The following is a 26584-nucleotide window of genomic DNA, read 5'->3' on the forward strand; positions in this document are numbered from 1 at the left end:
GGTCAAAGACCGTCGAGCGCCTGCGCCATATCGGCGATGATGTCGTCTATATGCTCGATGCCGACCGAAACGCGAACCACGTCCGGCCCTGCCCCCGCCTGCACCAGTTCCTCGTCGGAAAGCTGGCTGTGCGTCGTGGAGGCAGGATGGATAATCAGAGAACGCGTGTCTCCGATATTGGCAAGATGACTAAAGAGCTTCACATTCGACACCAGCTTCACGCCGGCATCCCGCCCGCCCTTCAGACCAAAAGTGAACACGGCGCCGCCCCGACCGCCGAGATAGCGCTGAGCCAGCGCGTGATATTTGTCCTCCGGCAGCCCGGCGTAGGATACCCAGCTGACCTTGGGATGCGCCCGAAGCCACTTGGCAAGCGCCAGCGCATTGCTGCAGTGCCGCTCCATGCGCAGGCTCAGCGTCTCCATGCCAGTGAGGGCAAGGAAGGCATTCATCGGCGCCAGCGCTGGCCCCAGATCGCGCAGGCCAAGCACGCGGCAGCCAATGATGAATGCGATCGGTCCGACCGCTTCGCTCAGCACGGCGCCGTGATAGGACGCATTGGGCGCAGTCAACGAAGGATAATTGCCCGACTTCGCCCAGTCGAAGCTGCCAGCGTCCACAATCGCCCCGCCGACGCTGTTGCCATGGCCGTTCAGGAACTTGGTGAGCGAATGGACGACAATGTCCGCGCCATGTTCGATCGGGCGGCACAACGCCGGAGTGGCCAGCGTATTGTCCACGATCAGGGGCACGCCCGCATCGTGGGCAACCTTCGCGATCGCCTCGATGTCCTGCACGACACCGCCGGGATTGGCGAGGCTCTCGATGAAGACGGCCCGCGTCCTCTCCGTTATCGCCGCCGCGACATTGGCGGGATCGTCCGCGTCGACAAAGGACGCATCCCACGCGAACTTGCGGAAGCTCTGGCCGATCTGGTTGAGCGAGCCCCCATAAAGCCGCTTGGCTGCAACGATGTGGTCGCCCGGCTCCATGAGCGTGTGGAAGGTCAGGAACTGCGCGGCATGGCCGGACGCGACCGCCAGCGCCGCTGCCCCGCCTTCCAGCGCCGCGATCTTGCCTTCCAGCGCGCCATTGGTGGGGTTCATGATGCGGGTGTAGATATTGCCGAATTCCTGCAGGCCGAAGAGGCGCGCAGCATGGTCCGCATCGTCGAACACATAGGACGCCGTCTGATAGATCGGCGTGATGCGCGCCTTTGTGGTCGGGTCCGGCGCTGTTCCCGCGTGAACGGCCAGTGTCTCGATATGGTCTGTCATCAGCGCGCAGTCTCCGCAGCTTTCTTGCCGGCTGTTTCGCTCATGGTGTCGATCCCGCCCGGCGGCATATTGTGGCCCAGAAGGCGCAGCACATCGGCAGCACATTCCACGACATTGGAACCCGGTCCATAGATGCCCTGAACGCCCGCGTCACGCAGGAACTCGTAATCCTGCGCGGGTATCACGCCGCCCACAATCACCCTGATGTCTGGCCGCCCCGCCGCACGCAGGCCCGCGACAAGTTCTGGAACCAGCGTCTTGTGCCCGGCCGCGAGGCTGGACGCGCCCACCACGTCTACGTCGCTCTCAAGCGCCAGCGTCACGGCTTCTTCCGGTGTCTGGAACAAGGGGCCGGACACGACCTCGAACCCCATATCTCCAAAGGCCGATGCGATGATGTTGGCGCCCCGGTCGTGGCCATCCTGTCCCATCTTGGCGACGAGAAGTCGGGGCCTGCGACCGAGACGCCTTTCGACGGCCTGCACGCCATCGAGAACCTGCTGCCAGCGACTGTCATCTTGATAGGACGCGCCATAGACGCCTTTGACGGGAGTCGGCACTGTGGCGTGGCGGCCAAAGACCCGCTCCATCGCCGCGGAAATTTCGCCCAGGGTTGCGCGGGCGCGCGCCGCCTCGACTGCGAGCGCAAGCAGATTATCCGTACCTGCAGCACCCTCGCTCAGTGCTTTCAGGCTTGCCTGACAGGCTGCTTCGTCGCGCTGCGCCTTCACTGTGGCAATGCGCGCGATCTGCGCCTCGCGAACGGCGTGGTTATCGACCTCCAACGTCTCGATCGGCGCCTCGTCAGGCAAGCGATATTTGTTCACGCCGACGATCACGTCCTCGCCCCGATCCACCCGCGCCTGCCGCGCCGCGGCCGCTTCCTCGATCATCGCCTTGGGCCAGCCGGCAGCTACGGCTTTCGCCATGCCGCCTTCGGCCTCGACACGGTCGATGATCGCCTGCGTCGCGTTCGCCAGTTCGTTCGTCAGGGCCTCGACATAATAGGAGCCGCCGAGAGGATCGACGACCTTCGTCGTGCCGGTCTCCTCTTGGAGGACCAGCTGGGTATTGCGGGCAATACGAGCCGAAAAATCCGAGGGGAGCGCAATGGCCTCGTCCAGCGCGTTGGTGTGCAGCGACTGCGTGCCACCAAGCGTCGCGGCCAGCGCTTCGATCGTGGTGCGAATGACATTGTTGTAAGGGTCTTGCTCGGTGAGCGAGACGCCAGAGGTCTGACAGTGCGTGCGCAGCATCTTCGAGCGGTCGTCCTTCGCGCCCAGCTTCGTCATTGCGCGGTGCCAGAGCAACCGCGCGGCGCGGAGCTTCGCAATCTCCATGAAGAAGTTCATACCAATTGCGAAGAAGAAGCTCAAACGGCCTGAAAACTTGTCGATGTCCAGGCCCGAGGCGACACCATATTTCACATAGTCGATGCCGTCCGCGATGGTGAACGCCAGCTCCTGCACCGCAGTCGCACCGGCTTCCTGCATATGATAGCCGGAAATGGAAATACTGTTGAATTTCGGCATGTTAGTGCTGGTATATGCGAAGATATCTGAAATGATCCGCATGGATGGAGCCGGCGGGTAAATATACGTGTTGCGGACCATGAACTCTTTGAGAATGTCGTTCTGGATGGTCCCATCGAGCTTGTCCTGAGAGACACCCTGCTCCTCCGCCGCGACGATGAAGAAGGCCAAGATCGGGATCACTGCGCCATTCATCGTCATCGAGACGGACATCTGATCAAGCGGAATGCCGTCGAACAGGATCTTCATGTCCTCGACCGTGTCGATCGCTACCCCAGCCTTGCCGACATCGCCGGTGACACGCGGATGATCGCTGTCATACCCGCGGTGCGTGGCAAGATCGAAGGCGACCGAAAGGCCCTTCTGCCCGGCGGCGAGGTTGCGACGGTAGAAGGCGTTGCTTTCCTCCGCTGTCGAGAAGCCGGCATATTGCCGGATCGTCCAGGGCCGCCCAGCGTACATGCTGGCACGCACGCCTCGCGTAAAGGGCGCGAAACCCGGCAGGCCAGGGTCGATCTCTGAAACATCGTCCTTTGTGTACAAAGGTTTGACGACGAGACCTTCCGGCGTATGCCAGCTTAGGTCGCGCCCTTTCACCTCCTTCTCGGCAAGGGCCTTCCACGCGTTCAGATCGGGTTTGTCGGTCATTAGTGCCCTTCGAAGGCGGGCGGACGCTTCTGTGCGAACGCAATTACCGCCTCGCGGAAATCCGCAGTACGCCCCGCCGCGGACTGATTATCCCGCTCGATATCCAGTGTCTCAGCAAAGGTGGAGGTGAGCGCCGCCGCCACTTGCTTGCGAATGAGGCCGATCGCAACTGGCGGCCCAGCGGCGAGCCGGCGTGCAATACCCATCGCCTCGTTCATCAGCGCCTCGTCATCGACCACCCGTGCGACGAGCCCCGCATCGCGCGCCTCCTGTGCGCTCATTTTTTCACCCAGCAGCGCCATTTCGAGCGCCTTGGCCCTGCCCGCGCTCTTCGCCACCACCCAGGTGGCGCCAGCGTCAGGCACCAGTCCGATGTTCACGAAGGAGAGCAGCAAATAGGCCGAGCGGGCCATCACCACGATGTCACCGGACAGCGCGAAACCGCAGCCCGCGCCGACCGCCGGCCCATTGACGGCGGTGACGACCGGAATGTCGAGGCCGGCGATCTTGCGCGCGAAGGGATTATAGGCCTTGTCGATCACCGCGCCGAGGTCGGCAGGGAAACCGCCAGTGCCGTCTCCGGTGAGATCCGCGCCGGATGAGAACGCCCGGCCCTCGCCCGTGATGACGAGCGCCCTTGCGCCCTGTGCCAGCGCGGCATCGATCGCGTCGATCGCTTCACCGAACAGCGCCGGGGTCAGCGCATTGAGCTTGTCCGGGCGATTGAAGGTCAGCACGGCGACCTGCCCAGTCACCTCCAGCCGGATGGTTTCGTAGCTCAATGGCCTTCTCCTTCCGGCGTCTCCATGATTTCCGTGAGAACCCCGCCCATGTCGGCGGGATGCAAGAAGAATATGAGCGTGCCGTGGGCGCCTATACGCGGCTCGCCCAACACACGCTTGCCCTGCCCCTCGAACCACGCCTTCGCCGCGCGAATATCCGGCACCTCGAAACAGAGATGATGCTGCCCGCCCGCCGGGTTTTTCGCCAGAAAACTGTGGATCGGCGACGCCTCTCCGAGCGGCTCGATCAGTTCGATCTGACCGTTAGGCGTGTCAACGAAGCAAACCCTCACGCCTTGCGCCGGCATATCGAACGGGGCGCGGATATCCTGCGCGCCCATCACGTCGCGCCAGAAGGCAATCGACGCCTCGATCGAGGGCGTCGCCACGCCGACATGATTGAGCCGCCCGAGTTTCATGAAACGGCTCGCTTCATTCCACCGGCTCCACTGTCACCGGGAAGTTCACCGAATTGGCGATATAACAGAGCTCATGCGCACGATGGTGCGCTTCTGCCACCCTGGCGTCGTCGGCATCCCCGGCGAACGTCACTTGCGGGTGGAGCGTCACACGGATCATCGCGACCTTGCCGTCGTCGCGCGTGCCCATCTCGCCGGTCGCCCGATCGATATAGGACACCACGTCCAGTCCCGCCCGTGAGGCAAGATCGAGGAAGAACAGCATGTGGCAACTCGCCAACGACGCGACCAGCGCTTCCTCCGGATCGACCGCCGCAGGATCGGACATGGGCACACGCACTACCGATGGAGAGGAGGACGCAGGCACCTCCGCCCCACCGTTGAACGTCCAACGATGCGCGCGACTATATTTGCGCGTGAGGAAAGGCTCACCGTTGCCCGACCGCCACTCGACCGTCGCTTCATAGGTTCCGCTCATACCAGCTCCACCGCCATGGCCGTTGCCTCGCCGCCGCCGATGCAGAGCGAAGCGATGCCGCGTTTTCCACCGGTCCGTTCCAGTGCGGACAAGAGCGTGGCGAGTATGCGAGCACCGGAAGCTCCGATGGGATGGCCGAGCGCGGTCGCACCGCCATGAATGTTCATCTTCTCGTGCGGGATGCCGAGGTCATGCATGGCGAACATCGTCACGCATGCGAATGCCTCGTTGACCTCCCACAGATCGACATCGTCGATACCCCAGCCGGTCTTCGCCAGCAGCTTCTCGATCGCCCCGACAGGTGCCGTCGTGAAATTGGCCGGCGCGCGAGCATGGGCCGTGTGCGCCACGACCCGCGCTATCGGCTTGAGGCCCTGCGCCTCCACCGCTGACGGTGACGCCAGCACCAGCGCCGCCGCGCCATCTGAAATGGAGCTGGCATTGGCGGCTGTGATCGTGCCGTCTTTCGCGAATGCGGGGCGCAATGTCGGGATCTTCGCCGGATCGCCCTTCAGCGGCTGCTCGTCCTGCGAGACCATCTCTGTGCCTTTGCGCGTAGCGACTTCAACTGGCACAATTTCCTTTTCGAACCAGCCACTTGCCTGCGCCTTTTGCGCTCGCATGAGAGATTCGATCGCATAGGCATCCTGAGCCTCGCGGTTCATCTGGTAGTCGCTCACCGTCGCCTCGGCGAATACACCCATCGCCTTGCCCGCCTCATAGGCATCTTCCAGCCCATCGAGCATCATATGGTCATAGGCGGTATCATGGCCGATGCGGGAGCCTGCCCGGTGCTTCTTGAGGAGATAGGGTGCTTTCGACATGCTCTCCATGCCGCCCGCCACGATGATCTCCGCGCTGCCTGCCGCGATCGCGTCGGCAGCCATCATCGCGGTCATCATGCCACTGCCGCAAACCTTGTTGATCGTCGCCGCCTCGACATGATCGGGAAGACCCGCACCACGCGCTGCCTGTCGTGCAGGTGCCTGCCCCAGCCCGGCGGGGAGGACGCAGCCCATGTAGCAGCGCTCGACAAGTGCCGGATCGACCCCGGACCGCTCGACTGCCGCCTTTACCGCGGCTGCGCCAAGCTGCGTTGCGCTCAGCCCTGAGAGACTGCCCTGAAACGCGCCCATCGGTGTGCGCGCATAGGAGAGGATGAGGGTAGAGATGGCCATGAAGCTCATATTGCGCTTCCCCAAATTTCGCCGGAAGCCATTATCCGTTCACGCCATGCCGTCAGTTGCCCCTCGCACTTATCGAGCACAGACCGAATGTCGCTAACGTCAAACTCCATCAATCCGCCGTCTGGATCGAATAACACGCTCGTATCGCCAGCTTCGTTCATCGAGAAATCGATCAACGTGTTTCCATCCAGCATAACCTCGACGCCGATCAAGTCCGGATCGTTGGAGGAAACGAACTGATAGACCAGCCGCTCGACATCGATCAGTTCACAGCGGAATATTGTCATGTTTCTTCCACGGATTTTCGAGGCTCTTGTTCCTCAGTTTCCGCAACCCCAGCGCCACGCGCCGCCGGGTCGCGTGCGGCATAATCACTTCGTCAATGAAGCCCTTTGAGGCGGCGACGAAAGGATTGGCAAAGCGCGCCTCATACTCCGCCGTGCGCGCAGCGATCTTCTCCGCGTCGCCAATGTCGGAGCGGAAGATGATTTCCACCGCCCCCTTTGCCCCCATCACCGCGATCTCAGCGGTGGGCCAGGCATAGTTGAGGTCGCCGCGCAGATGCTTGCTGGCCATCACGTCATAGGCGCCGCCATAGGCCTTGCGGGTGATGACGGTGATCTTGGGCACGGTCGCCTCGGCATAGGCAAAGAGCAGCTTGGCGCCATGCTTGATGATGCCGGCATGCTCCTGCGCCACACCGGGAAGGAAGCCGGGCACATCGACGAAGGTGACGATGGGGATTTCGAACGCGTCGCAGAAGCGCACAAAGCGCGCCGCCTTCTTAGAAGAATTGATGTCCAGCACCCCGGCCAGCACCATTGGCTGATTTGCCACCACGCCCACCGTCCGCCCCTCGATCCGCCCGAAGCCGCAAAGAATATTCCCTGCATGGGCCGGCTGGATCTCAAAGAAATCGCCTTCGTCCAGTGTCTTACGGATCACTTCGTGCATGTCGTACGGCTGATTGGCGCTTGCCGGGATCAGGGTATCAAGGCTCGGCTCCTCGCGATCCCACGGGTCTGCGGTCGGCCGCTCGGGCACTGGCTCGCGATTGCTGGCGGGAAGGAAGTCCACGAAGTCGCGGGCTGCGAGCAGGGCCTCGATATCATTCTCGAAGGCGACATCCGCCACCCCCGACTTCGTGGTGTGCGTCACAGCGCCCCCGAGTTCCTCCTGCGAGACCAGTTCGTTCGTGACTGTCTTCACTACATCGGGGCCGGTGACGAACATGTATGACGAATCCTTCACCATGAAGATGAAGTCCGTCATCGCCGGGCTATACACGGCACCGCCCGCGCATGGCCCCATGATGAGAGAAATCTGCGGTATGACGCCAGAGGCCAGCACATTGCGCTGGAACACCTCGGCATAGCCGCCAAGGCTGGCAACGCCCTCCTGAATGCGTGCGCCACCACTGTCGTTGAGGCCGACGACCGGTGCGCCGACCTTCATCGCCATATTCATGATCTTGCAGATCTTCTGTGCATGTCTCTCTGAAAGAGAGCCGCCGAACACCGTGAAATCCTGAGAGAAAACGAAGACCAGCCGACCGCTGATCGTGCCCGACCCGGTAACGACGCCATCGCCAGGCACCTTCTGCGCGTCCATGCCGAAATCAGTGCAGTTGTGCTCGACATACATGTCAAGCTCCTCGAAGCTGCCTTCATCCAGCAGCACCTCCAGCCGCTCCCGCGCTGTCAGCTTGCCCTTGGCATGCTGAGCCGCGATGCGCGCTTCCCCGCCACCGGCCCGCGCAGCGGCGCGCTTGGCTTCCAGTGCTTCGATAATCGACAGCTTCGACATGCAGGCGAAATCCTCGTTCGATCGCGCGGCCAGTGCATAACCTGCCTCTCAGCCTTCAGGACGCAAGGCAAATGCGAACTTGCAGAGTTGCGAAGCCGCATTTTGCAAAGTATCGGGATTTCATGGCACGCGGCAAGCGCCTCTTTGTGGGTCAGAAGGTGCGCGAATTGCGCCGCGACGCCCGCATGGATCAGGCGGCGATGGCCCGCTTACTCGGCATCTCGGTTTCCTATCTCTCCCAGCTGGAGAATGATGACCGCCCCCTCACCGCCAGCGTCAAGGCGGCTCTGGCGAACGCATTTCCGGTGGACTGGCCCGCCTTTGACGAGGCGGAAGAGGAGCAGCTCCTCGGCGCGTTCAACTGGGCGCTGGCCGATCCCGGCGCCAGCACGCCGCCACCCGACCCGGAGCGCACCGAGCGGCTGCATCTGCAATATCCCGAGTTCGCGGCGCGCTATGTCGATCTGCATCATCGCCTCCGACAGAGCCAGGAGCGGCTCGCTATGATGGAGGAGGCAATCGCCGGCGAAGTGGCGCCCGCCGCGCGCATGCCGTGGGAGAGCGTGCGCGACTGGTTTCATCAGGCCGGCAATTATATTCACGAGCTGGACTGCGCCGCCGAGGATATGGCCGCCGCGCTGGGCATGACCGGCGAGGATAGCGAGACACGCCTCATCGCCGCTCTTGCCAGCCGCCAAGGCTGCGAGACGCAGGTACGGGAGCTTCCCGGTGGACTGATGCGCGCCTTCGACGAGGGCGAGCGTCGCGTGACTTTAGGCGCGGCGCAGCCCGCTGCCAGTCGGGCGTTCCAGCTTGCCAATCAGCTGATGCGGCTGGAATTGGGTGCACAGATGGAGTCCATTGCCGCATATGCCGGACTTGCCGATCCGGTTGCGACGCAACTGTTGTTGCTTGGCCTCGCGAACTATGCTGCCGGTGCGCTGCTGATGCCCTACACGGCTTTCCGCGCCAGCGCGCGAGCGCTGCGACACGATATCGATCCGCTCTCCCGTCAGTTCGGCGTCAGCTTCGAGCAGGCTTGCCATCGCCTTTCGACGCTCCAGCGCCCCGGCCTGCGCGGTATCCCGTTCTTCTTCTGCCGGGTGGACATGGCCGGCAACATCACCAAGCGGCATTCCGCCACCCGCCTGCAATTCGCGCGCTTCGGCGGCGCCTGTCCGCTCTGGGTCGTGCATGAAGCCGTGGCGATCCCGGACCGGATCGTCACCCAACTTGCCGAGACGCCGGATGGCATGCGCTATGTCTCCATGGCGCGCGGGTTGGTCAAACCCTCCGGCAGCTATGCCCGCGCCCCGCGCCGCTATGCCGTGGCACTTGGTTGCGAAGTCGAGCATGCGGCCAACTTCGTGTATGCCGATGGCCTGCGCCTGACCGACGAAGCCGCCGCCACGCCGATCGGCATCTCCTGCCGGGTCTGCCCCCGCGAGAGTTGCGATCAGCGCGCGTTTCCACCGCTTGATCGGCCCATACGCATCGATCCTGATAGACGGCAGATCGTCCCCTACGGCATAGGCTGAACATGTTTTCAGGGGAGGAACCGGAATGAATTCAGGTCTTGCGCGGGCTGCGGCAGGGCTCGTCGCCCTTGCCGCCTGGGCCGGCCTCGCCATCCAGCTCGATGCGAGCACACGCCTCTCAAGATCGCTGCCCGATGCGCTCTGGGTGATGCTGCGCTATTTCACCATTCTCGCGAACCTGAGCGTCGCGGGCCTCTTCTCCGCCGTGGCGATGAGCAGCCGTGCCGCCACCCGGCCTGCCCTTCTTGCTGGAATCACCCTCATCATCCTGCTCGTGGGAGTCGTCTATGGGTTGCTGCTGCGCGGGCTGCTCGATCTCTCGGGCGGCGCGCGGCTGGCCGATACGATCCTCCACAAAGTGACGCCGGTCATTGTCGCGCTCTGGTGGCTGCTCTTCGCGCCCAAGCGCGGCCTGCGCTACGGCCATGCGATCGTCTGGGCGCTGCCGCCGCTCGCTTATCTCGGCTACGCCCTGTGGCGCGGCGGACGCGACGGCATCTATGCCTATCCGTTCATCAACGTCGCGAAGCTAGGCATGACGCAGGTGCTGATCAACGCCGCACTTATCGCTGCAGGTTTCATCGCCGCCGGCCTGGCGCTTGTGTGGCTCAGCCGGCAGGTCGCGAAGGCCGGCTGAGCCGACCCTATTTCATCAGGACCAGTTCTTCAGCCATCGTCGGGTGCAGCGCCACTGTCGCGTCGAACTGCGCCTTGGTCAGCCCTGCCTTTACGGCCACGGCGGCCACCTGGAGGATCTCCGCCGCATCGGGGCCGATCATATGGACGCCCACAACCCTGTCCGTCGCGGCGTCGCAGATCATCTTGTAGAGCGCGCGTTCGTTGCGCCCCGCGAGCACATTCTTCATCGGGCGAAAATCGGATGAGTAGACCTTGATGGAGCCGAGCTTATTGCGCGCCTCCGCTTCGATCATGCCCACGCCAGCAAGCGGGGGATGGCTGAAGACCGCAGAAGGCACGCAGCTATAGTCCACCTTGGTGGGCTTGTTGCCAAACACCGTGTCGGCGAATGCCTGACCTTCCCGGATGGCAACCGGCGTCAGCTGGATGCGGTCGGTCACGTCGCCCACCGCATAGATGCTCGCGCAACTCGTGCGGTTCTCGTCGTCGACCTTGATCGCGCCTTTCTCGGTCAGTTCGACTTGGGCGGTCTCCAGGCCCAGCCCGTCCAGATTGGGCCGACGCCCGGTGGCGAAAAGCACGGCATCGCATTCGATCGGCGGACCATTGTCGCCCAGATGCACGAGCAGCGAGCCGTCCTCCTGCTTCTCGATCTTCTCGAACGGCGCGTTGAACCGGAACTGGATGCCCTTGGTCATCGAAATCTGAAGGAGCCGGTCGCGAATCTGCTCATCGTAACCGCGCAGAATTGTCTCCGAGCGATTGACCAGCGTCACATGCGAGCCGAACTGGTGGAAGATGCCCGCGAATTCATTGGCGATATAGCCGCCCCCGGCGATCACGATCCTCTTGGGCAGCGCCTCGAGATGGAAGACCTCGTTGGAGGTGATGCCGTGTTCGGCTCCTGGCACGTCTGGAACGACCGGCCAGCCCCCGGTGGCAATTAGGAGCGTCTTCGCCGTGATTTCCTTACCCGACGCCAGTTTGACGCTGTGCGGCCCCGTCACAACGGCGCGCTCACGGATGATCTCGACCTTCTGGTTGCCTAGGGTCTCGCCATAAAGCCCTTCGATCCGGTCGACTTCGCGCAGCACATTGTCGCGCAGGCGCGGCCAGTCGAAAGCGCAGTCAGGCACGTTCCAGCCGAACTGTCGGGCATCCTTGATGTCTTCGGCAAAATGCGCGCCATAAACCAGCAGCTTCTTGGGCACGCATCCTCTGATGACGCAGGTGCCACCCACTCGATATTCTTCCGCGACCGCGACTTTCGCACCGTGAGCGGCCGCGACGCGCGACGCACGCACGCCGCCCGATCCTGCGCCGATGACGAACAGGTCATAGTCATAGTCGCTCATGGCAAGTCCTCATCTCGGCGCTCGGGAACGGCGATATGGCAAGCGCTGCACCGCCAGACAATATGCCGGTGCCATTGTTCCGCAGAGCAAGGGGCATGGTATCGGCGCTAGCCTGACCAAGGCGTCGCCGCCTCAGATATCGCCCAGCGCGATGTCGATCAGCGCCATGGTCGAGGGATCGAAGCCCTTGGCGCCGTTCTTCTCAATCGACTTGGCGATCTCCTTGCCCAGCTCCACGCCAAACTGGTCGAAGCTGTTGATTTCCATGAGGATACCATTCGCAAACGTCCGGTGCTCGTAGAAGGCAATGAGCGCGCCCAGGCTCTCGGGCGTCAGATCCTCGATGAGGATCGTCGTCGATGGCCGGTTGCCGGCATAGGCACGGGCAGGATCGGCGGCATTCTCGCGTCCCTGCATCAGTGCGGCGCCCTGCGCGAAGCAGTTGACCAGTAGCGCTTCGTGATGGGCCGGGTCGAGTGCGTCGCCTGCCTCGGTCACTGCGATGAATTCTACGGGTACGATGTGCGTGCCTTGATGGAGCAGCTGAAACACTGCGTGCTGCGCATCCGTGCCCACCCCGCCCCAGGTGATCGCAGCGGTGGGGCCATAGACCGGCGTTCCGTCCGCTTTCACGCTCTTGCCATTGCTCTCCATTTCCAACTGCTGGAGATAGCTCGGCAGCAGCCGCAGCCGCTCGTCATAGGCAAAGACCGCGCGGGTCTGGCAGCGCAGCGCCCGCGCATAATATTGGTCGATGAATGCCGCCCGCAGCGGCACGTTCTCCATCGGATTGGCGTGGCGGAAGTGCCGGTCCATCGCCGCGGCGCCTTCCAGCAGCCGCTCGAACCCGTCCCACCCGAGCGCCAGCGCCGCGGGGAAGCCGATGGTCGACCAGAGCGAATAGCGCCCGCCCACGCTCTCGGCGAAGCCCAGGATGCGCGTTTCGTCCACGCCCCATTCCATTGCCTTTTCCGGCGCGGCGGTCAGCGCCACCACTTGCCCAAACGGATCTTCGACTCCGCCTTCGCGCATCCACTGGATCGCGCTGTTGGCATTGAGCATGGTCTCCGTGGTCGTGAAGGTCTTGGAGGCAACCGCGAGCAGCGTATAGCGGGGGTCGAAACCCTTGAACGCTTCCTCGAGCGCTACGCCATCCACGTTGGAGACGATGGCCACGTCGTAGCGCCCCGCCTCACGCGCCAGCGCATCCACCAGCAGGTCCGGCCCCAGCGCCGATCCGCCAATGCCGACATGAAGGACATGGCGGATTTCGCCCAGAGCGCCTGCCTCGATCGCGTCGATCAGGGTGCGCATCCGCGCATGGCTGGCGCGCGCGATGTCGACGCTCTGCGCCTTGCCTTCACCCCGCTCCGCCGAATGCTCGACCGCGCGCCCCTCGGTCACGTTGATTGCTTCGCCGGCGAACATGGCGGCGCGCTTCACTTCGAAGTCCACTGCTTCGGTGAGCCGCAGGAACAACGCAAGCGAGGTATCGGTGAGATGCGTCTTGGCGAAATCGAAGCGGATGCCCGCTTCGCTCATCACCATCTTGTCGAGCCGGCTCGGATCAGCATCGAACACGCCGCGCAGTTCCGGCGTTTCCAGCCGCTCGATCTGGTTCCAGAGGTCGGCGATCGCTTCCCGGTCGGTCATGAATGCTCCTGAGACGCTGGATTTAATTGTTAGCGCTGCCATTAGCCAATGCGCCGGGCCATTGCACGTGCACAATTGCCACAAATGCCATGATCCGGGCGATGCGAGAGTTGACGTGACGGTTGACGTAACTGGGGCGTTCCTTCAAACACCGCGCGGCCGATCATGACCGCCGCCACTTCATCCGAAAGCGCCAGTATGCAGCAGAAATCCGAGACACGGGATTTCCTCACCTTCCTGTTGAAGCTTGGCCTGATCGTCTTCGTCATCCGCAGCTTCATCGTCTCTCCGTTCAACATTCCTTCGGAGTCGATGCAGCCACGCCTGCTGATCGGCGACTATCTGATCGTCGCCAAATGGCCCTATGGTTTTTCGCGCTACAGCCTGCCGTTCAGCGTGCCGCTCATCCCCCACCGCATCCTTACGAACCTGCCCGAGCGTGGCGACGTGGTCGTCTTCAAGGCGCCCCCCACGCAGCGTGACGACTATATCAAGCGCGTCATCGGCCTGCCGGGCGACTATATTCAGGTGAAGGGCGGCGTACTCTACATCAACAATCAGGCCGTACCCAAGCGGCGGGTCGGCGACCTCGTGATTCCGGTGACGCCCAACATGATCCGCGCAACACAGGCGGAAGGCGCAATGTCGCCCTGCTTCCGGCCGGATTATGAGGAAGACGCCCCTGACGGCGGCAAGCGCTGCCGCTACCCACAGTTCCGCGAGACCCTGCCGAACGGCAAGAGCTACAATGTGCTGGACGTTGCGGAGACGCCGGTCGACGACACCGGGGTCTATTTGGTGCCCAAGGACCATCTCTTCCTGATGGGCGATAATCGCGATCGCAGCGCGGACAGCCGCCTGCCCGCGGTCGAAGGCGGTGGCATCGGCTTCGTGCCGGTCGAGAATCTGGTCGGCAAGGCGCTCGTCTCCGTCTTCTCCACGGATGGCTCCGCGCAGTGGCTGCTGCCCTGGACCTGGTTCACGGCCTCCCGGCCCGAGCGGATCGGCGAAGGCTTTTGAGCGAAACCGGCCTCGACGCATGGCTTGCCGGGCTGATCGGCAAGGCGCCGGCGGACTCTGCCCTTTTCGTGCAGGCGCTCACTCACGGGAGCGCGGGCGAACCCAATTACGAGCGGCTTGAGTTTCTCGGCGACCGCGTGCTTGGCCTCGCTATCGCGGACTGGCTGTGTGCCCGCTTTCCCGATGAGCATGAAGGTCAGCTTTCCCGGCGTTTCAACAGCCTCGTCTCCGGCGAGACCTGCGCCGAAGTCGCACGGGAGATCGGCGTCCAGCCTCATCTGCGGCTTGGCAAGCAGGCACGCGACGACGGGGCGACCGAGAGCGACAATGTGCTTGGCGACGTCATGGAGGCACTCATCGGCGCGCTCTACCTCACGCAAGGCATGGACGCCGCCCGCGCGCTGATCCAGCGCCTGTGGGCGCCGCTCGTCGATGGGCAGCGCGCCGCGCCCAAGCATCCCAAGTCCGCTCTGCAGGAGTGGGCCGCAGCAAACCGCCGCAAGCCGCCGACCTATGAAACGATCCATCGCTCGGGGCCGGATCATGCCTCGCGTTTCACGATCCGCGTCTCGATCAGGGGCGTGGGCGAGGCGGAAGCGGAGGGCGGCTCCAAGCAAGAGGCGGAAACCGCCGCTGCCACAGCACTGCTCGTGCAGGTGAACGCATGACTCAGAATTGCGGCATCGTCGCCGTCGTCGGCGCGCCCAATGCGGGTAAATCGACCCTGGTGAACGCGCTTGTCGGCCAGAAAGTCGCGATCACCAGCCCCAAGGCGCAGACGACACGGACACGCGTCATGGGCGTGGCGATCGAAGGCGAGACCCAGATCGTGCTGGTCGATACGCCCGGAATCTTCACGCCCGGCCGCCGGCTCGATCGCGCCATGGTGCAGGCGGCCTGGGCTGGCACGCAAGATGCGGACATCATCCTGCTCGTCGTCGACGGGCGCGCGGGACTTGGCGGCAAGATGGAGCCGATCCTTGCGGGACTTGAGAACCGGCCGGAGCGCATCTGGCTCGTGCTCAACAAGGTAGATATCGCCGCGAAGGACAAGCTTCTGACGCTCACCGAGCGCCTGCACGAGCGTGTCTCACCCGCTGAAACCTTCTTCGTGAGCGCCGCGACCGGAGATGGCCTGCCGGAGTTCAAGACCGCGCTGGCCTCGGCAATGCCCGAGGGACCGTGGCATTTTCCCGAGGATCAGGTGTCCGACGCGACCGACCGGCTTCTCGCGGCCGAGATCACGCGCGAGCAGCTCTATCATCAGCTGCACGCCGAGCTGCCCTATGCCAGTGCGGTTGAGACCGAGAAATATACCGAGCGGCAGGACGGGTCAGTGGAGATCCACCAGCAGATCCTCGTCGCCCGGCCAACCCAGCGCGCTATCATCCTCGGCAAGGGCGGCCAGCGCCTCAAGGAGATCGGCAGCGCCGCCCGCGCCGAACTCGCGAAGCTGCTCGGCGTCCGCGTCCATCTTTACCTCCATGTCAAAGTGAAGGAAGGCTGGGACGAGGACCGGTCCGTCTATCGCGACATTGGCCTCGACTGGTCGGAGTAGACCGAAGCGCTAGTAGATTTCGAGGGCGCGGATGTGTCCGCTATCTGAAGCGCTTCATCCTCGCGATGCCGCGATGTCGGGGCAACGGCCATATCCTCTTATCCGTTATCACGCTCTAACTTCCATATGGCCAGATAATGATATGCCGCATTGGCCGACATACCAATTATCGCGCCCGTCCAAGCTATGATGGGGCTACGGTCGATATAGCGCAGCCAGAGATAGGCGCATGGAACGGTTACGACCAACAACGTAGTCGCTACAATCCATCCCTCCCAACTGATCGGGATGTAGCTGAATCCCATCCGTCTACGAAACCAGGCACTACTCATGCTGCAGGCTTAGCAGTTCCGATTATGTCTACAATATCTTGCCCCAACATTCCGCTTCTCGCCCGTCCGTTCACCGTCGCCGCTCCTCCTTGCTCTGCGAGCCCGCACCGTGCGCGTCCCGGTCCCTACATCAAAAGGGACTGGTAAGCTGCCGGATCGCTGATAGGATCGAGATAGCCCCTACACCCTGTCACAAGCGCGGGAGACTATGGATGGCCCAGATCATCGCGACGCCGAACGCGCCCAAGGCGCCGCCCTGCTATAGTCAGGCGGTCAAGGCCGGCGGGCTGATCTTCGTCTCCGGCACCGCGCCCATTGATCCCGAGACCGGCCAGTTCGTGACAGGAGTCGAGGCTCAGGTCGCGCAGTCCCTGCGCAATATCTCCGCCATTCTTGAGGCGGCAGGCTCCAGCCTTCACAAGGCCGTAAGTGCGACCCTGATCCTGGCTAATGAGGATGACTTCGCCGCCGCCAATGAAGAATGGATGCGCTGGTTCCCGGAAAACCCACCCGCGCGACAGGGCGCGAAAATGCCTGTGCACATTCGAGGGCTCAAGGTTTCAATCGCGATGGTCGCCGAGGCATAGCCTGGCGAAGCACGTCGATCTTCAGGCCGCCTTGCGATCCAGCGCTGCGTCTGCTTCCGCCACGAGCTGGGCAATGATGTCCGCCACGGGCTCTTCCTTCGTGACCATGCCGACGGACTGACCGGCCATCAGCGAACCATTCTCGATATCGCCGTCGATCACCGCGCGGCGCAGCGCACCTGCCCAGTAATGCTCGATTTGAAGCTGCGCCTCGCCCATGTCGACCTTGCCGTCGTCGAGCAACTGCGCGACTTCGCGCTGCTTGGCCGTGAACGCTTCGGTGCCGGCATTTTTGAGCGCGCGCACGGGAATGACCGGCAGGCGCGGGTCGATCTGCACGCTGGCGATGGCGTCGCGGGCATTGGCGCGGAAGAACGCCTTCTTGAAGTTCTCATGCGCGATGCTTTCGCTGGCACAAGCGAACCGCGTGCCAAGCTGAACGCCCGCCGCGCCCATCTCCAGATAGCTGGCAATCGCTTCGCCACGGCCGATGCCACCCGCCACGAAGATCGGCACGTCGAGCGCCAGTTCGGGCAGAATCTCCTGCGCAAGCACGCTCGTCGCCACCGGGCCGATATGGCCGCCGGCTTCCATGCCCTCGATCACGAGCGCATCCACGCCGGACCGCACCAGCTTCTTGGCCAGCGACAGCGCCGGGGCAAAGCAGATGACCTTCGCGCCGCTTTCCTTGATCGCCTCGATGCTGCCCTTGGGCGGCAGGCCGCCGGCTAGCACGATATGCGTGACCTGATGCTTCACGCACACCGCGATCAGATCGAAGAGCTGCGGGTGCATGGTGATGAGGTTGACGCCGAAGGGGCGGCTCGTCAGCGCCTTCGTGGCCGCGATTTCCGTATCGAGCAGTTCGGGCGTCATCGCACCACAGGCAATGAGGCCAAATGCGCCCGCATTGCTTACCGCCGAGACGAGGTTCCGCTCCGAGACCCAGCTCATCGCGCCGCAAAGAATTGCAACATCGCTGCCGAGAAACGCATTGCCCCGCGCCATGAGCGCGGCGAGCCGGGCCGACGTCATGCGGCGGTCTGCTCGGCGTCGAGACCATAGGCCGTGTGCAGCACGCGCACCGCCAGCTCCGTTTCGTCTTCGTCGATCAGCACGGAGACCTTGATTTCGCTGGTGGAGATCGCCTCGATATTGATGCCGCGTTCGGCCAGCGTCTGGAACATCAGCGCCGCGACACCGGCATGGCTGCGCATGCCCACGCCCACGACGCTGATCTTGGCGACCTCCGCGTCCGTGATAATGCGGCGGAAGCCGATCGCGTCCTTGCGCGCTTCCAGAATATCGACGCTGCGGGCAAGGTCGGCACGCGGCACCGTGAAGGTGACGTCCGTCTCCTCATTATCCTTGCTGTCGTTCTGGATGATCATGTCGACATTGATGCTGGCTTCGGCAAGCGGGCCGAAGATGCTGGCGACCGCGCCGGGCTTGTCCGGCACGCGGGTCACGATGATCTTGGCCTCGTTCTTGTCGTGCGCGATGCCGGTGATGAGCTGGCGTTCCATGCTGCTGTCCTCGATTTCATCTTCGCTCACGATGAGCGTGCCGGGAATGTCGTTCTGCGTTGGCGCCTCGAAGGACGAGAGCACCTGCACGCGCACCCGCTCCTTCATGGCGAGCGCCACCGAGCGGGTCTGGAGTACCTTGGAGCCGACGGAAGCCAGTTCCAGCATCTCCTCATAGGTGACCATGCCGAGCTTGCGCGCGCGCGACACGATGCGGGGATCGGTGGTGTAGACACCGTCGACGTCAGTATAGATATCGCACCGATCCGCCTTCACGGCCGCGGCGACCGCGACTGCCGAGGTGTCCGATCCGCCACGGCCAAGGGTGGAGATGCGTCCATCCTCCATCATCCCTTGAAAGCCGGGAATGACCGCTACCTGACCGGAGGTCATCGCCGCCAGCAGCGCGTCCGTCTCGATCTCGCTGATCCGCGCCTTGGCATGGGTCTCCACGGTGCGGATCGGCAACTGCCAGCCGAGCCAGCTGCGCGCTTCCACACCCATGGCCTTGAGCGTCATCGCCAGAAGGCCGCTGGTGATCTGTTCACCCGCTGCAACCACGACGTCATACTCGGCCGGATCGTAAAGCGCACTCGCTTCCCGACAGAAATTCACCAGCCGGTCGGTCTCACCAGCCATCGCGGACACGACGACGGCAACCTCGTTGCCCTGCTCCACGACATACTTCACACGCGCAGCGACGTTGCGAATGCGCTCCATCCCGGCCATGGAAGTGCCACCGAACTTCATCACAATGCGCGCCATGGTCTTGCGGTCGGCCTTTCGACGATTAATCAGTGCAGGGGATCGGACCCGGTAAGTCCCTCATGTCCGCCCCGAGCGGCGCCTCTTAGTAAGCAGACGGAACAATGGCAAGCGAACCCGAAAAGACCACGATCGACCCGCGCGAGGCAGAGCATTTCGGTGCGCAGGCGGAAGACTGGTGGGACCCCAAAGGCAAAAGCGCGATGCTGCACAAGCTCCAGCGCGCGCGTATGGGCTATATTCGGGACGCGATCGACACGCACTGGCACGGCGACGAGAAGGCGCTGCGGCCGCTCGCGGGAAAGTGTGCGCTTGATGTCGGCTGCGGCGCGGGACTGGTCGCGGAGCCGCTGGCTCGCATGGGCGCGGCCGTCACCGCTATCGATGCTGCCGGGCCGAGCATCGCCGTCGCGCGCGCGCATGCTGCGGAGATGGGCCTCACGATCGACTATCGTGCTTGCGGTGTCGAAACGCTGGAAGGCGAGACCTTCGATCTGGTCACGGCGCTCGAAGTCGTGGAGCATGTCACCGATCCCGCTCTTTTTGTCGATGCTCTGGTTCGCCGGCTCGCGCCCGGTGGGCTGCTCATTCTCTCGACGCCCAATCGCACCCCCCTCTCCCGACTCGCCATCGTGACGCTGGCCGAGGGTCTGGGACATATCGCGCGCGGCACTCACGACTGGAGCAAGTTCATAACGCCGCCTGAAATGACCGATCTGCTTGAGAATGAGGGGCTGATCGTCCGCGACCTCAGCGGCATCGTCGCGGATCCGCGCCTTGGTTTCGTGATCGAGCGCGACACGTCGATCAACTATATTCTGCGCGCGTCCCACCTCTGAGATCCGCAAGCGATGAAACGCGCATGCGCGCGGATCGTTACTCCATCGACCGGACCCGTTGAAGGACACTCCCCAAGATGAATGCCGCCCAGCCCCTGCCAAATCTTCCCAATGTTTCCGTGACCTGGCATGCCGTCTCGGGCTGGATCGAAGTGCACTGGCTTCAAATCGCCATATCTGTCGCTGTGGGCGTCGCGATCTATTTCGGGCTGCGAGTGGTCCGCCGCACGGTGCGCAAGCGCCTCGTCTCGCCAGTTCACGGCACGCAGTTCAAAGAGGTCATTGGCCGCACGGTCGCACGCACCACGCATAGCTTCATGATATTGGTCGCCGCGCGGCTGGTCGCGGGTTACGCCGATCCGCCGGTCATGGTGCTGACCACGATAAAGTTCCTTTTCACGATCGTGGCGGCGTTCCAGGTCGCGATCTGGGCGCGCGAGATCATCATCGGGCTGATCGAGCGGCGCACCAATGCCGACCGACACGATACCCTCGCCAACGCGATGGGGATCATTCGTCTCCTCGTCACCGTCACCCTGTTCATCATCGCAGCCATCGTGGTGCTGGACAATCTGGGCGTGAACGTCACTGGCCTCGTCGCGGGTCTCGGCATTGGCGGCATCGCCATCGGCCTTGCCGCGCAGGGCATTTTCTCGGATCTCTTCGCCGCGCTTTCGATCATCTTCGACAGACCATTCCGCCAGGGGGAGGTCATCACTTATGACCAGACGACGGCGCGCGTGGAGCGCATCGGCCTCAAAAGCACGCGCCTGCGCGCCATGTCCGGCGAGCATAAGGTGATCTCGAATGCTCAGCTGCTCCAGAAGGAAATCACCAGCCTGCAAACGCTTGCCCAGCGCCGTGTCACCTTCACTCTCGGCCTCATCTATCAGACGCCCATGGAAGTCCTTGAGCGCGTGCCTGCCATCCTGAAGGAAGTTGCCGAGAGTTGCAGACTCACCTTCGTCAATGCGGGCATTACCGGTTTTGGTGCCAGTTCGCTCAATTTCGATCTGAACGTGGACGTGCCCGATCCCGATACGCACGATTATTTCATGAGCCGGCACCGACTCGCGCTCGCCATCGTCGCGCGGTTCAATGCCGAGGGGATCGAATTCGCTTATCCCACGCAGACCACGCTCACCGCCGCACCGGACGGGACGCTCATCATGCCCTATCCCGAATTTCTCCCAGCATCATCGCCGGGCAAAGCGAAATCCTGAGGGACACGCGCGCATTCCCGTCGCGTGAGCGCGCTCAGCTCACTTCTTGATAATAGTCCGCCCAGGGGTGCGACTGCTTTTTCTTGACCCGCAGCAGGGCATAGACCGCCAGCATAGCCGCTAGCGCGGAGAGGCAGAGATAGACTGGCCAGATCGAAACTGGCGAGAGAAAGAGGCTGATCACGGCGCTGGTAAAGGTGAAAGGCACCACGGCCACGCTCGCGAGCGCAGCCCGACGGCGAGCCTTCTTCTTGCCTGGCGCAACTCTCCAAAAATAGAGGCTAACGACCACACCAAGGATCGCAGGCACGACGCTGGGGAGCAGCACCGGCGAGAGCGAAAAATAGTAGCCGGAAATCCCAATCGTGATCAGCGCGAGCAAAAACGCCATGATCCGAGCAATTCTCACGCAATATTCTCCTCGGAGCCGCCAGACATCAGCTCGGGCATATGTCAGCCGCGGGCTGACTTTCTGGACGCTGATGCAGGCAAGTCAAGTCGGTAAGACGTTAAGGCCGGAAAGTTAACCCCAGATTGCGCCGGGCTGCAGCAACCCGTCGCGAACGACGAATCCGCCAGCGCGGTCGTTGGCGAGTAGCAGCGCGCCGTCCAGATCCACCCAGTCCGCTTCTCCGGCCAACAGGAAAGGGGGTGCGATGCCCAGCGATGTCGAGAGCATGCAGCCCAGCATGATTTTCTGGCCCGCGCGGCGGGCGGCGGCGCGCATCGCTATCGCTTCGCTGAGGCCGCCGGCCTTGTCGAGCTTGATGTTGATCGCCTGATACTGCCTCAGATTCGGCAAATCCCGCGCGCTCTGGCAACTCTCGTCGGCACAGAAGGGAACGGACGAGCGCACATCCGCCAGCCCCGCATCGTCGCCCGCCGGTAGCGGCTGCTCGATCAATTCCACGCCCAGCGCAGCCAGCGCTTCCGCTTCAAGCGCGATGTCCCGGCCCCGCCAGCTCTCATTGGCATCCACGATGAGTCGTACATCAGGCGCACCTTCGCGGACGGCGGCAATCCGGTCACGGTCGCCTTCGCCGGTCAGCTTACATTTCAGCAGGCCAAAGGTGAGCGCCGCCTTTCGCGCCGCCGCTTCCATGACCGCAGGCGTATCGAGGCTGACGGTAAACGCAGTCGCGAGCGGGCGCGGCTCCGGCAATTCGGCAAGCTGCCACACCGGCGCGCCTTCTGCCTTCGCTTCCATATCCCAAAGCGCACAGTCGAGCGCATTGCGCGCTGCACCAGGGGGCATGCCGACATTCACGGTTTCCCGGTCGAACGTGGGATTGGCCTCAGCGAAGACCCGGATAGACTGGGCGCAGCTCTCCGCCGTCTCGCCATGATAATAAATGGCAGTGCCCTCGCCCTGCCCCCGGTGCCTGCCATCGGTCACGACGCAGTGGACGACGTCGACATAGGTTTTGGCGCCGCGCGCAATATTGAAGCTGCCGGCCACTGGCCAGCGCTCCACGCTCACGCTCTCCAGACGAGCCACCGCCCCGCTCCTCACCCGTCAGCCGCGCGGCAGGCTTTCATGAGTCGCGATCCATTTTTCCAGGATCGGCGCAATACGGTTCCGCCACTTGGACCCGTTGAAGATGCCGTAATGGCCGACACCTTCCGCCATGTGATACTGCTTCATACTGTCATCGAGGCCTGTCGAGATCGTGAGCGCGGCCTTGGTTTGGCCGAGGCCGGAAATATCATCACGCTCGCCCTCGATCGCCAACAGCGCTATATCGTGGATCGCCGCCGGATCGATCCGCTTGCCCCGATGCATGAGTTCGCCTTTGGGCAGGCTGTGCTTCTGGAACACTTCGGCGATGGTCTGGAGATAGAACTCCGCCGTCATGTCGCACACCGAGCGATATTCGTCGTAGAACGCCTTGGTGGCGTCCACGCTGTCCTCGTCGCCTTCCACCAGATGCCGGAACATCTGCCAGTGGCTCATCAAATGGCTGCCCAGGTTCATCGTCATGAACCCGGCGAGCTGCAGAAAGCCGGGATAGACGCGCCGACCCGCACCGGGATGACCGAAAGGCACCGTCACGATAACATTCTGCTGGAACCAGCTCAGCGGCCGCTCGGTGGCCATCGTATTCACCGCCGTGGGCGCCTCGCGCGTGTCGATCGGCCCGCCCATCATCGTGAGCGTGCGGGGACGGCAGGGGTGGTTCATCGCTGACATGAGCGCTGCAGCCGCATAGCTCGGCACCGAAGGCTGGCAGACAGCCAGCATATGGGCGCCGGGGCCGATATGCTCCAGCCAGCCGACGAGATAATCCAGATAGTCGTCGAGGTCGAACGCGCCATCCGACAGCGGCACCTGCCGGGCATCGCGCCAGTCGGTGATATAGACATCATGGCCCGGCAGCATCCGCTCCACGGTGCCGCGCAGCAGCGTAGCGAAGTGGCCGGACATCGGCGCGACGATGAGCAATTTGGGCTGCTTCTTGCGCAGACCCTTCTTCACGAAATGCTTGAGCTGCCCGAAGGGCTTGCGCGCCTCGATCCGCTCATCGACGATACGTTCCTGACCGTCGACCACCGTGTGCGTAAAACCAAAGGCGGGCTTGCCACGCGGCGCGGCGGCATGAGCAAATACGTTGAGCGCAGAGGCCAGCATTGGGCCGCCACCGAAATAAGCGAAAGGATTGGCGGGGTTGCTGAGCATTTCCACACCCGCCGTCGCCACGGCGCTCGCGCTGGCAAGCAGGCTGCGCTGAATCTCATAGGCGTTGTAGAGCATCGGCTCTGGATTTCCTTCCGACATTTCCGCGTTGTGCGTGTGCGAACAAACAATAGAGGAGGTTTATCCACCGTCCGCAATGCAAAAAATGCAATCAGTCAGAACGATGTCGGCAATGATGCACCGTGAGGCTGCTCGTCTTACGACCTCCGCTATTTCAACGGGCGCGGAAAAATGCTCTAGCGCGACGCCATGAGGACGATTGAATCCCCCAACGAAACGCAGGACGGTCCCCGGCCTGCTCTCGGTCAGCTCCGTTATGTCTGGAGCCTCGCCCGCCGCTATCCCGGTCGCCTTCTGGGTGCCGCGCTCGCGCTGATCGCCGCTTCGACTGCGACTCTTGCCATACCCAACGGGTTCAAGCTGGTGATCGATCGCGGTTTCTCCGCCGGCGCCAGCGACATCGCGATTGGCCGGTGGTTCGAGTATCTGCTCATTCTCGTCGTCGTGCTTTCCATCGCCACGGCAATGCGCTTCTACTTCGTCTCCTGGCTCGGCGAGCGCGTCGTGGCTGACATGCGCATGGCGGCCCAGCGCAATCTCCTGCGCCAGCAGCCCGCCTTTTTCGAAGAAAACAGACCTTCGGAAATCGCCTCACGCATGACGGCCGACACGGCGGTCATCGAGCAGGTCGTCGGCACCACCGTCTCCGTCGCCCTGCGCAACATCCTCACCGGCGTGGGCGGCATCATCTATCTCTTCACCCTCGCGCCAAAACTCACCGCGATGCTGCTCGTCGGCATTCCGCTGGTCATTTCACCGGTCATTTTCATTGGCCGCCGCCTGCGCTCACTTTCGCGCGACAGTCAGGACAGGCTGGCCGCTGTGGGCAGCGTCACGACAGAAGTCTTGGGCGCGATGCGAATCGTGCAGGCCTTCACGCAGGAAAAGCGCGAAGAGGAGCGGTTCCGGGACGCTGTGGAAACCGGCTTTCGCACGGCACGCCGACGCATCGTCGTGCGTTCGGGGATGACTGCGCTCGTCATTCTGATGATCTTCGGGTCGATCACGTTCATCATGTGGCAGGGCGCGCTCGATGTCGCGGCAGGCCGCATGTCCGGGGGAGCCATTGCCGCTTTCGTTCTGACCGGCGGCCTGGTCGCCGGAGCCTTTGGGGCACTGACGGAAACCTGGGGCGACCTTCTGCGCGGCGCAGGCGCTGCGGCCCGGCTTTCCGAACTCACTAGCGTCGAGCCCACGATTGCCGCGCCCGTCCGTCCTTCGGCAATACCCGGTGGCCGCTCCGCTCGCCTGTCATTTGAGGACGTCCGCTTCCTCTATCCCTCGCGCCCGGAAGTCGCAGCGCTTGAGGATTTCTCTCTGACTGTCGAGCCCGGCGAAACGGTGGCAATCGTCGGCCCGTCGGGCGCGGGCAAGTCCACCCTTTTTCAGCTTACCGAGCGCTTCCACGATCCGCAGCAGGGCAGCGTGCGCCTGAACGGCGTCGACATTCGTGATGTCGATCTCGCCGATCTTCGCGCCCGCATCGCTCTGGTTCCGCAGGAAACCGTCATCTTCGCCGCGAGCGCACGGGACAATCTGCGCTATGGCAATTGGCAGGCGGACGATGCCGCAATCTGGGCGGCCGCACGCGCTGCCAACGCCGAGGAATTCCTCCGGGCTTTGCCAGACGGGCTGGACACTCAGCTTGGCGAGGCTGGGGCGCGTCTCTCCGGCGGCCAGCGCCAGCGCATCGCTATTGCCCGCGCGATCCTGCGCGATGCCCCGCTCCTGCTGCTGGATGAGGCGACATCGGCGCTCGACGCGGAGTCGGAAAGACTCGTGCAGGACGCGCTGGACCGGCTGATGAGCGATCGGACCACGCTCGTCATTGCCCATCGACTCGCGACAGTGCGTAGCGCGGACCGGATCGTCGTCCTCGACCATGGACGTATCGTCGAGACGGGCACCCACGCGGAACTGCTCCGTCTTGGCGGCCTTTATGCAAGGCTCGCTGCATTGCAATTCACCGATACGGCGGCCTGAAACACCCAGTCCGCTCAGGGCATCCTTGAGCAAATTCGACCAGCGCTTAGGGGTCACATTTAAAGTAGCATCGGAAAGAGCGGCTTTCGTGCGTAGCGGCATCCGAGCGGCTCATCGCGCCCGCGCCGCACCCACCAGCAATGCATTTCGGAACATCTGATTCTCTTGGGGCACCGAGTCAATCAACGCCCAGCCTCCAACGTTCGCGCATTTCGCCCGCTCGACCACCCGGCGCATTTTCCTCCGGCCGCCCTTGGAACCGGGCCACCGCTCCGATCTCCGGATTCCGTTCAAGCATTTGGATTAGATGATCGAAGGCAGCGGGATGAAGGGACTCGAACCTGCAGTCAGCCCTATTTTGTGGAGACAGCTTACGACTCCGTGCGCCCCTCAAATCCGGAACCATCACCCAGATATTCAGCCCGATGGAGAAGGACACCGATGACTGGGGGCGAAGGCCGTTATGGACACCACGGTGATGGTGCAGCGGAACCGACTCTCGCCCTTCGTTCGCACTTTAAGCCGAGCAGAACAGTCTGACGGCAGTTGAACTGTAACGATCGAGGTGCAGCGTCACCTCCGGCAGCGTTGGCTTCCCCCCGCCAATGCTCGAGCGTCCTCCGGACGAACAATAAAAAAGGGAGGCCGAAGCCTCCCTTTTCAATCCTATCAACCGCCGACC

At 63.1% G+C, this 26584-nt stretch carries 24 protein-coding genes; 9 read left to right on the forward strand and 15 right to left on the reverse strand.

Annotation, left to right across the window (positions count from 1 at the left end):
• Positions 1 to 2 precede the first annotated feature (2 nt).
• The 8 genes from ACNAOH_RS02290 to ACNAOH_RS02325 are packed head-to-tail and all read right to left on the reverse strand — an operon-like array spanning position 3 to position 8129.
• A complete protein-coding gene (locus ACNAOH_RS02290) occupies positions 3 to 1277 on the reverse strand; it encodes an O-acetylhomoserine aminocarboxypropyltransferase (protein ID WP_443971162.1) in 1275 nt (424 codons plus the stop codon).
• Entirely contained in the window at positions 1277 to 3457 is a 2181-nt protein-coding gene (gene scpA / locus ACNAOH_RS02295) for a methylmalonyl-CoA mutase (RefSeq protein ID WP_443971163.1), read from the reverse strand. Before scpA ends, ACNAOH_RS02290 begins: the two co-directional genes overlap by 1 nt.
• A complete protein-coding gene (locus ACNAOH_RS02300; protein ID WP_443971164.1) occupies positions 3457 to 4239 on the reverse strand; it encodes an enoyl-CoA hydratase-related protein in 783 nt (260 codons plus the stop codon). Before ACNAOH_RS02300 ends, scpA begins: the two co-directional genes overlap by 1 nt.
• A complete protein-coding gene (mce, locus tag ACNAOH_RS02305) occupies positions 4236 to 4658 on the reverse strand; it encodes a methylmalonyl-CoA epimerase (protein WP_443971165.1) in 423 nt (140 codons plus the stop codon). Before mce ends, ACNAOH_RS02300 begins: the two co-directional genes overlap by 4 nt.
• 13 nt (positions 4659 to 4671) lie before the next feature.
• Positions 4672 to 5136 (reverse strand): OsmC family protein, encoded by a 465-nt coding sequence (locus tag ACNAOH_RS02310; RefSeq protein WP_443971166.1) that lies wholly within the window; start codon positions 5134 to 5136, stop codon positions 4672 to 4674.
• Positions 5133 to 6314 carry an acetyl-CoA C-acyltransferase gene (locus ACNAOH_RS02315; RefSeq protein ID WP_443971167.1) on the reverse strand — a complete coding sequence of 394 codons (1182 nt, stop codon included), beginning with the start codon at positions 6312 to 6314 and terminating at the stop codon, positions 5133 to 5135. The genes ACNAOH_RS02310 and ACNAOH_RS02315 overlap by 4 nt, the downstream gene beginning before the upstream one ends.
• A 5-nt stretch (positions 6315 to 6319) precedes the next feature.
• The gene (locus ACNAOH_RS02320) at positions 6320 to 6610 is read right to left on the reverse strand and encodes a hypothetical protein (RefSeq protein ID WP_443971168.1); all 291 of its coding nucleotides are present in this window, start codon (positions 6608 to 6610) and stop codon (positions 6320 to 6322) included.
• Complete coding sequence (locus tag ACNAOH_RS02325; protein WP_443971169.1) at positions 6591 to 8129, reverse strand: acyl-CoA carboxylase subunit beta; 1539 nt, start codon at positions 8127 to 8129, stop codon at positions 6591 to 6593. The genes ACNAOH_RS02320 and ACNAOH_RS02325 overlap by 20 nt, the downstream gene beginning before the upstream one ends.
• A gap of 122 nt (positions 8130 to 8251) precedes the next feature.
• On the opposite strand from ACNAOH_RS02325, the gene ACNAOH_RS02330 reads away from it, so the two are divergent.
• Complete coding sequence (locus ACNAOH_RS02330) at positions 8252 to 9667, forward strand: helix-turn-helix domain-containing protein (RefSeq protein ID WP_443971170.1); 1416 nt, start codon at positions 8252 to 8254, stop codon at positions 9665 to 9667.
• A 25-nt stretch (positions 9668 to 9692) separates the two neighbouring features.
• Positions 9693 to 10304, forward strand: a complete 612-nt coding sequence (locus ACNAOH_RS02335) for a Pr6Pr family membrane protein (RefSeq protein WP_443971171.1) — start codon at positions 9693 to 9695, stop codon at positions 10302 to 10304.
• Positions 10305 to 10311: 7 nt separating this feature from the next.
• Here the strand turns inward: ACNAOH_RS02335 and gor are convergent, their stop codons facing one another.
• Positions 10312 to 11661, reverse strand: a complete 1350-nt coding sequence (gor, locus tag ACNAOH_RS02340; RefSeq protein ID WP_443971172.1) for a glutathione-disulfide reductase — start codon at positions 11659 to 11661, stop codon at positions 10312 to 10314.
• Between the two features lie 132 nt (positions 11662 to 11793).
• A complete protein-coding gene (pgi, locus tag ACNAOH_RS02345) occupies positions 11794 to 13314 on the reverse strand; it encodes a glucose-6-phosphate isomerase (RefSeq protein ID WP_443971173.1) in 1521 nt (506 codons plus the stop codon).
• 198 nt (positions 13315 to 13512) lie between these two features.
• Between pgi and lepB the strand changes: the two genes are divergently transcribed.
• From lepB to ACNAOH_RS02365, 4 genes are all read left to right on the forward strand, one after another.
• Positions 13513 to 14334 (forward strand): signal peptidase I, encoded by an 822-nt coding sequence (lepB, locus tag ACNAOH_RS02350; protein ID WP_443971174.1) that lies wholly within the window; start codon positions 13513 to 13515, stop codon positions 14332 to 14334.
• Positions 14331 to 15002, forward strand: coding sequence for a ribonuclease III (gene rnc / locus ACNAOH_RS02355; protein ID WP_443971175.1), 672 nt, complete (start codon positions 14331 to 14333; stop codon positions 15000 to 15002). The genes lepB and rnc overlap by 4 nt, the downstream gene beginning before the upstream one ends.
• Positions 14999 to 15892 (forward strand): GTPase Era, encoded by an 894-nt coding sequence (gene era, locus ACNAOH_RS02360; protein ID WP_443971176.1) that lies wholly within the window; start codon positions 14999 to 15001, stop codon positions 15890 to 15892. The genes rnc and era overlap by 4 nt, the downstream gene beginning before the upstream one ends.
• Positions 15893 to 16436: 544 nt before the next feature.
• Entirely contained in the window at positions 16437 to 16811 is a 375-nt protein-coding gene (locus ACNAOH_RS02365) for a RidA family protein (protein WP_443971177.1), read from the forward strand.
• A 21-nt stretch (positions 16812 to 16832) separates the two neighbouring features.
• Here the strand turns inward: ACNAOH_RS02365 and ACNAOH_RS02370 are convergent, their stop codons facing one another.
• Positions 16833 to 17846, reverse strand: a complete 1014-nt coding sequence (locus tag ACNAOH_RS02370; RefSeq protein ID WP_443971178.1) for an NAD(P)H-dependent flavin oxidoreductase — start codon at positions 17844 to 17846, stop codon at positions 16833 to 16835.
• Positions 17843 to 19102, reverse strand: coding sequence for an aspartate kinase (locus ACNAOH_RS02375; RefSeq protein WP_443971179.1), 1260 nt, complete (start codon positions 19100 to 19102; stop codon positions 17843 to 17845). Before ACNAOH_RS02375 ends, ACNAOH_RS02370 begins: the two co-directional genes overlap by 4 nt.
• Positions 19103 to 19206: 104 nt before the next feature.
• Between ACNAOH_RS02375 and ubiG the strand changes: the two genes are divergently transcribed.
• Together ubiG and ACNAOH_RS02385 are read left to right on the forward strand one after the other, a co-directional pair.
• Positions 19207 to 19941 (forward strand): bifunctional 2-polyprenyl-6-hydroxyphenol methylase/3-demethylubiquinol 3-O-methyltransferase UbiG, encoded by a 735-nt coding sequence (gene ubiG / locus ACNAOH_RS02380; RefSeq protein ID WP_443971180.1) that lies wholly within the window; start codon positions 19207 to 19209, stop codon positions 19939 to 19941.
• A gap of 77 nt (positions 19942 to 20018) precedes the next feature.
• A complete protein-coding gene (locus tag ACNAOH_RS02385) occupies positions 20019 to 21164 on the forward strand; it encodes a mechanosensitive ion channel family protein (protein WP_443971181.1) in 1146 nt (381 codons plus the stop codon).
• Between the two features lie 34 nt (positions 21165 to 21198).
• Here ACNAOH_RS02385 and ACNAOH_RS02390 read toward each other — a convergent pair whose 3' ends face one another.
• From ACNAOH_RS02390 to ACNAOH_RS02400, 3 genes are all read right to left on the reverse strand, one after another.
• Positions 21199 to 21555 carry a hypothetical protein gene (locus tag ACNAOH_RS02390; RefSeq protein ID WP_443971182.1) on the reverse strand — a complete coding sequence of 119 codons (357 nt, stop codon included), beginning with the start codon at positions 21553 to 21555 and terminating at the stop codon, positions 21199 to 21201.
• Between the two features lie 132 nt (positions 21556 to 21687).
• A complete protein-coding gene (locus ACNAOH_RS02395) occupies positions 21688 to 22662 on the reverse strand; it encodes a dipeptide epimerase (RefSeq protein ID WP_443971183.1) in 975 nt (324 codons plus the stop codon).
• An 18-nt stretch (positions 22663 to 22680) separates the two neighbouring features.
• The gene (locus tag ACNAOH_RS02400; protein ID WP_443971184.1) at positions 22681 to 23916 is read right to left on the reverse strand and encodes a polyhydroxyalkanoate depolymerase; all 1236 of its coding nucleotides are present in this window, start codon (positions 23914 to 23916) and stop codon (positions 22681 to 22683) included.
• A gap of 192 nt (positions 23917 to 24108) precedes the next feature.
• On the opposite strand from ACNAOH_RS02400, the gene ACNAOH_RS02405 reads away from it, so the two are divergent.
• Positions 24109 to 25902: an ABC transporter transmembrane domain-containing protein gene (locus ACNAOH_RS02405; protein WP_443971185.1), complete on the forward strand. Its 1794-nt coding sequence runs from the start codon at positions 24109 to 24111 to the stop codon at positions 25900 to 25902.
• Positions 25903 to 26584: the final 682 nt, after the last annotated feature.

It is taken from the genome of Sphingobium sp. CR28 (assembly GCF_052327305.1).
In the GTDB taxonomy this organism is placed as follows: Bacteria; Pseudomonadota; Alphaproteobacteria; order Sphingomonadales; family Sphingomonadaceae; genus Sphingobium.

Coding starts and splice junctions, on each gene's coding strand:
- ACNAOH_RS02290 (WP_443971162.1), bottom strand. CDS start 1,277: ATGACAGACCATATCGAGACACTGGCCGTTCACGCGGGAACAGCGCCG.
- scpA (WP_443971163.1), bottom strand. CDS start 3,457: ATGACCGACAAACCCGATCTGAACGCGTGGAAGGCCCTTGCCGAGAAG.
- mce (WP_443971165.1), bottom strand. CDS start 4,658: ATGAAACTCGGGCGGCTCAATCATGTCGGCGTGGCGACGCCCTCGATC.
- ACNAOH_RS02310 (WP_443971166.1), bottom strand. CDS start 5,136: ATGAGCGGAACCTATGAAGCGACGGTCGAGTGGCGGTCGGGCAACGGT.
- ACNAOH_RS02315 (WP_443971167.1), bottom strand. CDS start 6,314: ATGGCCATCTCTACCCTCATCCTCTCCTATGCGCGCACACCGATGGGC.
- ACNAOH_RS02320 (WP_443971168.1), bottom strand. CDS start 6,610: ATGACAATATTCCGCTGTGAACTGATCGATGTCGAGCGGCTGGTCTAT.
- ACNAOH_RS02325 (WP_443971169.1), bottom strand. CDS start 8,129: ATGTCGAAGCTGTCGATTATCGAAGCACTGGAAGCCAAGCGCGCCGCT.
- ACNAOH_RS02330 (WP_443971170.1), top strand. CDS start 8,252: ATGGCACGCGGCAAGCGCCTCTTTGTGGGTCAGAAGGTGCGCGAATTG.
- ACNAOH_RS02335 (WP_443971171.1), top strand. CDS start 9,693: ATGAATTCAGGTCTTGCGCGGGCTGCGGCAGGGCTCGTCGCCCTTGCC.
- gor (WP_443971172.1), bottom strand. CDS start 11,661: ATGAGCGACTATGACTATGACCTGTTCGTCATCGGCGCAGGATCGGGC.
- pgi (WP_443971173.1), bottom strand. CDS start 13,314: ATGACCGACCGGGAAGCGATCGCCGACCTCTGGAACCAGATCGAGCGG.
- lepB (WP_443971174.1), top strand. CDS start 13,513: ATGCAGCAGAAATCCGAGACACGGGATTTCCTCACCTTCCTGTTGAAG.
- era (WP_443971176.1), top strand. CDS start 14,999: ATGACTCAGAATTGCGGCATCGTCGCCGTCGTCGGCGCGCCCAATGCG.
- ACNAOH_RS02365 (WP_443971177.1), top strand. CDS start 16,437: ATGGCCCAGATCATCGCGACGCCGAACGCGCCCAAGGCGCCGCCCTGC.
- ACNAOH_RS02370 (WP_443971178.1), bottom strand. CDS start 17,846: ATGACGTCGGCCCGGCTCGCCGCGCTCATGGCGCGGGGCAATGCGTTT.
- ACNAOH_RS02375 (WP_443971179.1), bottom strand. CDS start 19,102: ATGGCGCGCATTGTGATGAAGTTCGGTGGCACTTCCATGGCCGGGATG.
- ubiG (WP_443971180.1), top strand. CDS start 19,207: ATGGCAAGCGAACCCGAAAAGACCACGATCGACCCGCGCGAGGCAGAG.
- ACNAOH_RS02385 (WP_443971181.1), top strand. CDS start 20,019: ATGAATGCCGCCCAGCCCCTGCCAAATCTTCCCAATGTTTCCGTGACC.
- ACNAOH_RS02390 (WP_443971182.1), bottom strand. CDS start 21,555: ATGGCGTTTTTGCTCGCGCTGATCACGATTGGGATTTCCGGCTACTAT.
- ACNAOH_RS02400 (WP_443971184.1), bottom strand. CDS start 23,916: ATGCTCTACAACGCCTATGAGATTCAGCGCAGCCTGCTTGCCAGCGCG.
- ACNAOH_RS02405 (WP_443971185.1), top strand. CDS start 24,109: ATGAGGACGATTGAATCCCCCAACGAAACGCAGGACGGTCCCCGGCCT.